3 protein-coding genes are annotated in these 11,515 nt (G+C 45.2%); all 3 read left to right on the forward strand.

Going from position 1 to position 11,515, the window contains the following annotated elements; all coding sequences use genetic code 11:
* Window positions 1-214 precede the first annotated feature (214 nt).
* The gene (locus tag ACE04G_RS24010) at window positions 215-2,896 is read left to right on the forward strand and encodes an Ig-like domain-containing protein (RefSeq protein ID WP_449004944.1); all 2,682 of its coding nucleotides are present in this window, start codon (window positions 215-217) and stop codon (window positions 2,894-2,896) included.
* Window positions 2,897-3,260: 364 nt separating this feature from the next.
* A complete protein-coding gene (locus ACE04G_RS24015) occupies window positions 3,261-5,384 on the forward strand; it encodes a 5'-nucleotidase C-terminal domain-containing protein (RefSeq protein WP_449004943.1) in 2,124 nt (707 codons plus the stop codon).
* 386 nt (window positions 5,385-5,770) lie between these two features.
* Window positions 5,771-11,515 (forward strand): DUF7601 domain-containing protein (locus ACE04G_RS24020; protein ID WP_486094956.1); only part of this gene is annotated, 5,745 nt, incomplete at its 3' end.

Here is an 11,515-nt window from a genome sequence, read left to right on the forward strand (position 1 = left end):
TCCGAGCGATAGTGGAAGGCATAAATAATACTTTTAACTAGTCTCACTCTTGACTTACAGTTAGTAGTTCAGCTGAGGCAAGCGATTTATTTTTATTTGTGGATATAGGAATTTGGACGAATGTGTCGAATGATTGATTAGATTGAATTTGAAATATTTCAAAAGAGTTTCAGATGATTTTTTTCATCCAGAGGAAAGATACGAGGAGGGTCATATGTATTTTGTCAAAAAGATAGGGAGCTTGGTTCTGGTATTATCTCTCATTACAGGGTTGTTGTACTTAAAACCATCGGATAAGGTGTATGCTGCGGCTCCAACGTCAACAATCACAATGGATAACACGCTGCTGAGAATTGGCAGCACATCACAGGTAACCTTTACGTTCTCGGAAGCGGTACAAGGGTTGGATACTAGAGACTTAACGGTTCCAAACGCTACAGTGACTGCACCTTCATCTTCAGATGGAGGCACTACGTGGACCGCCACTCTTACACCTAAACCCGACACTACAGATGCAACCAACGTCATTACTCTCGACAACGCGGGTGTGATGAATCAAGACCGTACTGTAGGTGTAGGTATAACCACCTCGAGTAATTATGCGATTGATACAATAGGACCCACAGCAAATATTATCATAGCTGGTACGGTCCTTACTGCCGGGGAGACATCACTGGTTACTATTACGTTTTCCGAAGCAGTGACAGGTTTTGACGTCGCTGACCTTTTAGTTGAGAACGGTACGGTGAGCGACCTTAGTTCCTCCGATGGAGGTATTACATGGACTGCGACATTGACGCCAGCTTATGGTATCACTGATGAAACCAACATCATCACGCTTGATAATACAGGCATTAGCAATGATGTAGGCAATGCTGGCATAGGGACAACGATCTCGAATAATTATGAGGTCTATACCGCCCGGCCAACGGCAACGATTGTAGTAGCCGATACAACGCTGATCATTGGTAAAACATCACAGGTCACCATCACATTCTCTGAACCAGTTACAGGATTTACTGTTGCAGACCTTGCAGCGATGAATGGAACCATTAACAATCTGGCTACTAACGATAATATTATCTATACAGCAGAACTAACCCCGACTGTCGGCATGACTGCTGGAACCAATAAGATTACACTCGACAATACGGGTGTGGAGAATCAAGGCGGCATAACAGGTACGGGTACAACGGATTCCAATAACTACGCCATTGATACGGTCAGACCTACAGCAACGATCGACGTCACCGAAACGAAACTGACTGCCGGGAAGACATCGGAGGTCATCTTCACGTTTTCCGAAGGAGTTACAGGCCTTACCAATGACGACCTGACAGTTTCAAACGGTACGCTTAGTGCCGCTAGCTCTTCCGATGGAGGCATTACATGGACCGCGATATTGACGCCGGCTGTTGACACCACGGATGGAACGAATATCATTACGCTTGATAACACAGGCATCAATGATATTGCAGGCAATGCCGGAACGGGTACGACGGATTCGAATAATTATACGGTTTATACCGCCCAACCAACGGCAACGATTGTTGTAGCCGATACAACGCTGACCCGTGGCAAAACATCAGCGGTAACAATCACATTCTCTGAGGCTGTGTCGGGTTTTGATAATGCAGATCTGACGGTTGCAAGTGGTACACTGAGTGCTGTTCATTCATCCGATGGGGGTGTGACGTGGACCGCAACGTTAACACCTCAAGCTAACGTGAACAAATCGGTCAATGTCATCACCCTTCAGAATAATGGAGTGTCCAATGGTGCCGGTAATGCAGGACAGGGTATAACTGAGTCCAATCCGTATTCAGTTTCCACTGTACAGCCCGTACAAACAACAAGTCCGAGTACTCCTTCAGCACCAATGGCTCCAATAGACAATACAGTCACTTCAACAACGGGTAAAATAACCGTTCCGGTGGGCAAATCAGGGTTGGTTAGCTTGGGCAAAGAGATTCAAATTTCAATTCCAGTAGGGGGATCACCTCAAGAACTGACTTTATCGATTGATAAAGTGTCGAATACCGAAACTTTGCTAACAAATAAAGAGATTCTGGCCAGCCCAATATTTGAGCTTCTGAAGAATTTTCCGGAGAACTTCCTCAAGCCGGTAAAAATGACCTTTACATTTGATTCATCAGGTCTTGAGAATCATCATTCGACAGCTGTATATTATTATGATGAAGTGAACAAGGCATGGGAGAAAGTGGACGAAGGCATTATAAAAGGGAACCAAATCATAGTCGAGGTCAATCACTTTACGAAGTTCGCCGTCCTTGTTGTAGACAAAACGAGTGGAAAGCCGGTCTTGAATAATCCAGTTGAACCCACCACGGAACCTGGTTTTGGCGATATCTCGGGACACTGGGCTGAAGCAAGAATTAACCAAGCTTCAAGCAACGGCATCATCAACGGTTATCCGGATGGAACGTTCAATCCAGGGAAGAACATCACACGTGCCGAGTTCTCAGTCATGCTGATGGGTGCGTTGAATTCACAAAAAGCAGAAGTGGAACTGGTATTCTCAGATAAAACCGAGATCGGAACTTGGGCCAAAATGGCAGTCTCGCAAGCCGTGCAAGAAGGCATTATTAGCGGTTATCCGGATGACACGTTCCGTCCGAACACCAACATAACACGTGCCGAGATGGTAGTGATGGTTGCGAATGCGATAAAGGTATCTATTACAGGCAATACTACAACGTCTTTTGCAGATGACAAATCTATTCCTCTTTGGGCGAAAACCTCCGTGGAAGCTCTGAAGGAACTTGGTCTTGTAGAAGGCATGGGTAACAACGATTTCAAACCTAAAGCACAAACCACCAGAGCAGAGGCTGTAGTTATATTAATGAACATGATAGATAAAACCAAAGCAGAATAGTAGTCAACCGAGAAACATCTCTACCTCTATAAAGAGGAAAGCAAATTGGAGTAAAAGATAGATACCTCGTCGTCTGAGTGTTTTGAGATATTATATGAAGAAACTAAGGCACCCTGCAGGGTGCCTTTTTTTAGCTAGTGCCAGTGTACTATGTTGAACGTACCCAGTAGGTGATAGCGTAAGAAGAATTGAGCTGCGTGTCAGAGCACCCATAGTGAAGTTTTGGCTGAAATGTAACATGTCATGTTGTTGTTCTATCAATCTCTCAACTTTTTACATCCATTTTATATATTTAATGATTTTTATGAATTGAACTATGGTAAAATATCTCAGGATCTAAAATTGGAGAGGGGTTTTTTCATTCATGTTTTGGAAACAAGTTTTGGGCAAAAGCACACTGCGTGTAGCTACTGCTGCACTATTACTCACGCAACTATTGGGCGCAGCAGGTTCTGTCTCTGCCGCAGGTAACGATGTAGAAGTACACTTGATTGGAATCAATGATTTCCACGGTCAGTTAGATACGACATCAATCGTGGGTGATAAGAAGGCAGGAACGGCTCCAATTCTAGCAACCTATCTCAAAGAAGCTCAAGCCAAATATGAACACTCCCTACTCTTCCATAATGGAGACTCTGTTGGTGCATCTGCTCCAGCCTCATCTTTGGATCGTGATGAGCCTACCATGGAATGGATGAATATGATGGGATTTGATGTAGCTTCTCTGGGTAACCATGAGTTCGATCAAGGAATTGCAGCATTAAAAGCACAAATCTTTGGTGGCCTCGATCCAAAAGAAGGTAAAGTAACGCATGCCGGTGCAAAATTTGATTACGTCAATGCAAACGTGATTGAAACTGCCACAGGAAAAACATTGATTAAGCCGTATGTGATTAAAGAAGTGGGCGGAGTCAAAATTGGATTTATTGGACTAGTGACGAAATCCACACCTGCCAAAGTATCTCCATCTGGGACAGCTGGCGTACGTTTCTTAAGCGCAGAAGAAGAAGTGGAAGCCGTTAATAAATATGCCAAAGAATTGCAAGACCAAGGCGTAGAAACGATCATTGTTTTGGCACATGATCCAGCAACAACCAAAGAAGGCGTAACCACTGGAGAAGCAGCTGATCTGGCAAAAGCTTTACCGGCGGACTCCCCTGTTGACGTTATCGTTGCAGGTGACAATCATGCTTTGGCTAACGGTGTAGTGAATGGAAAGTTGATCGTGCAAGCTTATTCCTATGGTACGGCGTTTGAAGATATCAAGCTGATGATTGACCCTGCCACCGGGGATGTAACTGAAAAATCAGCGACTGTTACAACGACTTTCCAAGAGGGTGTAAAAGAAGACCCTGAATCTTTAGCTATTATTAAAAAATCATTGGACAAGCATCCTGAGCTGACGAAGCCAGTAGGTACAACGGATGGTTCTGTTACTCGTACAGATGCTTATAATAACGAGGCCCCTCTAGGCAACCTCATTGCAGATTCAATGCGTGAAGCAGACTTTGGGGATAAGGCCAGTGCTGCTGACTTTGCATTTATGAATCCAGGTGGTATTCGTGCGGATCTGCCACAAGGCGATGTGACTTTTGCTGATCTTGCCAAAATCCAACCGTTTGGTAATACTCTAGTGAAACTTGAGCTGACTGGCGAACAGGTTAAAACCTTGTTGCAGCAGCAATGGGGCACCAATGCTGACGGGACACCTAATACCAAAACACTCCAAATCTCTGGTTTGAAATACACTGCAGATTTCAATAAGCCGGTTGCAGAGCGTGTTACTGGTCTCAGTCTTGAAGATGGAACAACGATTGATCCTGCAAAAACATATACGGCTGTGGTTAACAACTTTATGGCTGCAGGTGGAGATAACTATAAAGTGCTGGTGGATGCTAAATCATCCCTGGCAGGTCCTATCGATCTGGATGTATTCTACCAATACATCGTAGACACGTATAAAGGTGGTAGCATCGTAGCTAAAAATGAAGGACGTATCACAAACCTGGCTGCATCTACCGAGCCAACAGAAACACCTGTAACAACAGAAGTCATTTCTCGTGCTGAATTTGTAAGTGCTCTGGTCGACATGTTGAAACTTAACGAAGTAGCTACAGCACCTGCATTCAAGGATGTTGCGGCTAATGCTGCATATGCAGATGCGATTGCTGAAGCTACGCATGCTGGATTCATTCAAGGTTATGGTGGAAACTTCTATCCTGATCGGGATATTACACGTGAAGAAGCTGCTACCATTCTTGCTAAATTGGTAAAAGATCAAGCGACTGATAAAGACGCTGCTACGATTATTGCTAGTTTCGAAGATGGTAAATCCGTGTCTGCTTATGCAATTAAGCCTATGGCAAAACTGATTGACAAAGGTATTTTTGCTGGAACAGATAAAAAATCACTTCAACCTAAACTAGGTCTGACTACTAACGATGCAAAAGCATTAATTGAAAAAGCTGTTGCAGCAAAAGCTTCATAATGTAGAACTTATTCAAACTTTATATTAAAACAGAGAAACACATCCTATCGGGCGAATGAGCATTCCTCTACGGATAAACCCTCTCATCAAGTAGTTCTTTAATTGGTGAAAAGGGTTTATCCAGGAGAATGCCATATCCCAATTTAGGATGTTTTTTTATGCTTAAAATCCACGATTCTATGGAGAAATCCATGTCTGAATTGGCTCTATGCTCTGGTTACAGCGTAGTGTTCAGAATTTGGTAAGGGCTCTAAAGTAAAATGGTAAGGCAAGCCATATGAACTTGATGAATTTTATCAGTTTCTGTTGTAAGGATGGAATGGCCAAAGGAAAGGGAAAAAGTTTCTGGTTGCTGCAAAAATATTAGAAGTGGAGGAGATTTTCGTTTGAAACAAAAACGCAATATAGGTAAACCGTTATTGTCTTTATTTCTGGCAATGTTGCTCGTCTTGCAGACAGTGATATACTCCACCGCCGCATATGCGGAGAGTGTGCCAACGGATTCCGGAATGGAAGCGGTCAGTGAATCTGACTCGCCGAGTGCCGATGAACCACTTTCGGTACCTGAGGCAGTGTACGAAGCACCGAACAATTTCGTAGCGATGGCGGCAGTCCCAACGGACAAAACAGCGGTATTTATGGAATCTAATTCAACCTTTCCGCTGGAAGTGACACAGGGGAATGTTGTTATTAATCCGAACGGTATTATTCAGGGTAGACAGCCCTTTACACTCAAATCGGAAGGTCTCAAGGTACCAGTGAATGGTGATGACCCAAATCCAACTAATGCAGATCCTGAGAAATACATCCAAAAGGGTGACTGGATCGAGCTGAAAAGAGAAGATTACTTCAAGGAAGTGATGCTGCCAACAGCTACTAAAACCTTGAATGCACAGACGGAATCAGGTACAAAACAGCTCGGTACCGCCTATTTCACTCCAAATAGCATCAGGATTGTATTTAACGGTGATGATTATTTTTTCAATGGTGTTGGACGAGGCATTGCCTTCAGCTTTGAATCTACTGCCAATGCAGATATAACGGGATTGGCGTATGGCGATAAAAAGCCGATCAACATCTTTGGTGGTGCATATCAGCTAGAGAACCCAGATGTTACAGCAGAGTATAACATTACTTTAAGCTCGCCTGGAATGATCAGGTGGGATCAGTATAGCTATCGCGGAATTCAACCAGCACAATTTGTTGAGGGAGCTGTTACCTGGCAGTCAACCGTATCTGCGTTTGATCAGTTTGATAAAACAATCAAATTGCCACTAGACGGAAAGACCTTTTATACGAATCCCTCAACGTACAATACCAGCCCTGGAAATTCCCGCGGCACCTATATGGAGGATTCATTTAAAGTAAATGACCAAAATGTAACTCCAGTCGTTGGTCCAGACGGATCGCTGACGTACACTTTTCCACAGGGAACAGGTCTAGATCCAAAGATTGAATATAAAACATGGATTTCTAAGGAAGCTTATTATTACGAGTATCGGAATCCGCCAGCCAATCTTGGTCGCGGCCATCGGGATATGAATGGCAAGGTGGAACTGAGAAAAGACAATGATACGTTGGTACAGTCAGGTTTGGAGATTTCCTTTGCTCCCGACTGGATTCAAGCCAGCGCTTCGTATGACCATGCGAATGAAACCATTACATGGAAGGTCACGGTTAACCAATATAACAAAAAAGGGTTAAAGGACTTTACCATCACAAATGTATTACCGACTGGGCTGGAATTTGAATCGGCTGCATGGCAGACATGGGTAGATGGCGCTGTATCTGAAGAAACGCCAATTACACCAGATTCAAACGGCGTTTATTCCTTCGGGGATATTAACGGAAAAGTCGAATTGTTGATTAAAAGCAAGGCGATAAGTGGTTCCAGCTTCCAAATTGACCCTCGTGCCAACTGGAATTTGGATACACCAGGTGGTATACAGAACAACGATGTAATGACGGGTAAAAGACCTATTGCCGTGACGGATGAGGCAATCGTCAGCATTGGCGCACACACGTTTACAAAAACAGGCGCAGTATCACCCGAGGATTATAACCTGGGTAGTATCACTTGGACCGTTAATCTAGCACCACAGTATGCCTTACCTAACGCGGCAATATACGATGTCCTTGTGCATGGCGGTGACTTGAACGTCTTGGACAACGCTGTAGATGGAACCAGCGAGGTGAGTGCGGAGACAATTGCGAAAATTAAAGCAAATATCACTTCTGCGCAGCTTTGGAAGCAGTACAAAGCGGGAACTCTGAAGTCGAATGCAACCGGTTTGACGATGAAAGCTATTCCATTAACCGTGGACGGTAAAGTGGTGGCGGATTTGATCAAGGTGACCGGATACACCGAAGAAGCTGCATCCTTCAGCTTCCGTACACTTGAGACCAACCCGAACATTCTCTTCAGACAGGAAATTAACGCAGGGAAAGCAAGCTCGAATCGGGCTTTGCTGATTGATGGCGAAAGCGTAAAACAAGCAAATAACAGTGCCAACCTACACCTGCGTATGTTGAACAAGGATATGCTCTTTGCTTCGAAGCCATTAAAAGTAGATGGTACTTTTGAAAATGTGACGCCGAATAACGTTAGCAGTTACATTAGAAATGATAACAGTGAAGCATGGACAATTTCTGGCTATGACAGGACAACCAAAACGGTCACATTCCGTTTAGGGGTTAATATGCCAGGATATAACACAGAAGAAATGGCTAAGGATGGCGGTAATCGAGTCATTAGTGATATTAAGCTAGTAGATACACTTCCCGAAGGCTGGGAATTCGTTCCTTTCTCTGAAACTAAGGACTTTGAGCTGTGGAAAGGAATTTCGGACAATGGTTCAGGCACAGAATATGGTGTTAGAAACGATGCTAGAACTCTAATTGAACCAGGTACTAGTTCTCATGTAGTCCAGTTTTCACACATTGGAAACGAGGGTACTTTCACCTTCTCCAAGTTGGAAAGTCCTTATGTCATTCTGGTGAAGGCAAGACCTTCCAATGATGCTCTGCAGAAGTATTTAGAGGAATACACCACCAACGGCACGGACAAACAGGTGCTGTATAACAAAGCCGACCTTCATATGTCATGGGGTGGAGTGGAGAAGGTTGTCACCGAACAGCGCAAAGTTATTGTACCTATTCAGACCCTTGGAAAGTCGGTAACTAAGCCAGTTCCAGGAGTGCTGGAATGGACGGTGAATTATACCCCGCCATTTAACATGAAGCAGGGTGTTTATTTGCAGGATACCCTGGGTACAGGCATGAATTTGCGTTATGAAGAAAACGGGAAGCTTGTGCTGACATCACCTAGTATGGCAGTCTATCCTGCTAAATTGACCGCAAGCGGCACTCTGGAACGAGAGGGCGCAGCACTGGACCTCAGCGACCCGAATGCTGAAGTTCAAGTAGAAGCTGCACCAGGCGCGGGTGGCACTACGGTTCTAACATTTAAAATGGACGACCCTAATCAGTTGTACCAGTTTGTGTACCAAACAGAAGTTGATCCATCTAAAGCGAAAGCTGGAGACACAATGGGCAACGAGGTAAAACTGGAGGGCGATGACAATCTGAAATCTGTCAGTGCCAGAAGTGAAAGCACACTGGACAGTTCGGACGTGGCCGGCAGTTCAAGTTCCAATGCACTGTTGCCCCTGAAAAAGGTAGATCCCAATGGCAATCCGCTAAAAGACGTAGAGTTTACACTCTATAAGAAAGACGGCGGAACTATAATTACCAAAGGAAAAACCGATAGCGGAGGGAAACTTAATCTGCTATTCCCTGATCCAGGGTATTATGAGCTGAAAGAAACTTATATTGACACCAACACTTGGCTGCCAACAACAAGAGTATACCAAGTATATGTAGGGAATACGCCAGGGAAGCCCATCTGGGTAGACGGGGTGAAATTAACCTCTGATAATCCACTGATCGTGCCTACACCGGCCCAAGGCAAGCTGACCATTACCAATAAGGTGGAGGGCAACGGCAGTAATCCGGACAAAGAGTTCGAGTATACCGTGACCATCACTGGCGAAGGTAAGGACAGAGAGTATACCTATAAGAGGTCAGATGATACGATTGGCACGATCAAGAGCGGAGACAAGATTGCCCTCAAGCACGGGGAATCTGTGACGTTTCCAGCATTGCCTGCGGATCTGGTCTATACCGTAACCGAGGACGATTATACATCCGTTGACGGTTATACGACGATACCGGGTACGAGAGAACTGTCTGGCTCAATCGTGAATAAAGGTGATCACAAGGCGGACTTCATCAACGAACGGACCGTTAACAAGCTGACCATCAGCAATACGGTCATGGGCAACGGCGGCGATAAGACGAAGGAGTTCGAGTACACCGTCAACTTTGAGGATGCAGGCAAAGAGGAAAGCTACACTTACGTGAAGACGGACGGTAGCACAGGTACGATCAAGTCCGGCGATACTTTCCGCCTCAAGGATGGAGAGAAACTGGATATTCTGGGCCTGCCTAAGAATCTGAAATACACCGTTACCCAACAAGACTACACAACCGATGAATATATGACTACTCCTGAGGAACGGTATTATACCGGAGTCATGAAAGGCATTGATGAAGATGCCCCATTCACGAACGTGCGAGTTTTGAAGGGCGGCCTATTAATCAGCAACACAGTTAAAGTCAAAGATGAAGACAAGAAGAAGCTGTTTAAGTACACGGTTGCCTTCACTGGCGAGGGATCGGACGAATCCTACGTCTATGAGAAGTCAGACGGCAGCAAGGGCATGATCAAGAGCGGTGAGAGCTTCGAGCTTACAGATGGCCAGACGCTCATTGTCCAAGGGCTTCCAACCAATCTTCAGTATAAAGTGACCCAAGATGACTATACGGAAGATGGCTATGTGACTGATCCAGAGAGTCTCATTCACATTGGCACTATTCCAGAGAAAAAATGGTCTGAAGCACATTTTGCCAATACCCGACCGTATCTGGAAGGCGTGTTGCGTAACAATAACACAGGAGAAGTCATTCCGAATGCACCGATTACGGTAACCGATCTGAAGACAGGCGAAGAGATTCAGACGCAGACGAATGAGAAGGGTGAATATTCAATCCCAGCCGTAGCGGATACCGACTATACGATCAGATATACAAAGATGTATCGGGTAGGCGGTAAGGATGTACCTGTTGAGTTTACGCAGAAAGCAAATGTGAAAAGCAGTGTAACGGACGAGACTGTTCCAGCGGACATTACGGCCGTGGGGATCATTCTGTTCAAACAACTGGATGGAACAACAGTGCTATTCAACGATTTGTTGACTAGCCAGATGCATATCTATTTGAAAGACAAGGATGGCATTTATATTAAGGAAAACGGCCAACCTAAAGCATTTCCTATGGCTACGAATGGAACTTTCTCTGTGGAAGGGCTAAGCGAGCAGAAGTACACAATGGAAGTTCGCTATCAAGCTGAGACCGGCGAGGAATTGCTCCTCAAAGTGGCGCAACTTGACGTTAAAGCTAACGGAGAGCTGAATATTTCAGAGGAATTAGTCGACCCTTATGGTACGGTCTATGATGAAACGACAGGAGATGCCGTCACTGGCAAGAAAATTGATGGAGCCAAAGTTACACTGTATTATGCGGATACGCAGCGGAATAGAGATAACGGACGCATTCCGGGTACGAAAGTAACGCTTCCAAAGGTTCCAAATTTCCCACCGTACGACAACGAGAGCCCGGAGCAGAGTAGTGATGCAGATGGCTTCTATGCGTACATGGTGTTTCCTGAAGCCGATTACTATCTGATCGTAACGAAGGACGGATACGAAACGCATACAAGTGGTACGATTTCAGTCGATTTTGACATTGTCAGGTACGATGTGCCAATGAAGCCGATTAGTTCTGGTGGCGGCACCGGCGGCAATGGTAACAACGGAGGCGGCACCGTAACACCTGGTCCGGGCACCGTAACGCCAGGTCCAGGGACCGTAACGCCAGATCCGGGCACCGTAACGCCAGATCCAAGCACGGTAACGCCAGATCCGGGCACCATAACGCCAGATCCAGGCACCGTAACGCCAGATCCAGGCACGGTAACGCCAGATCCGGGCACCATAACGCCAGATCCAGGC

The sequence above is a fragment of the Paenibacillus sp. AGC31 genome (genome assembly GCF_057334655.1).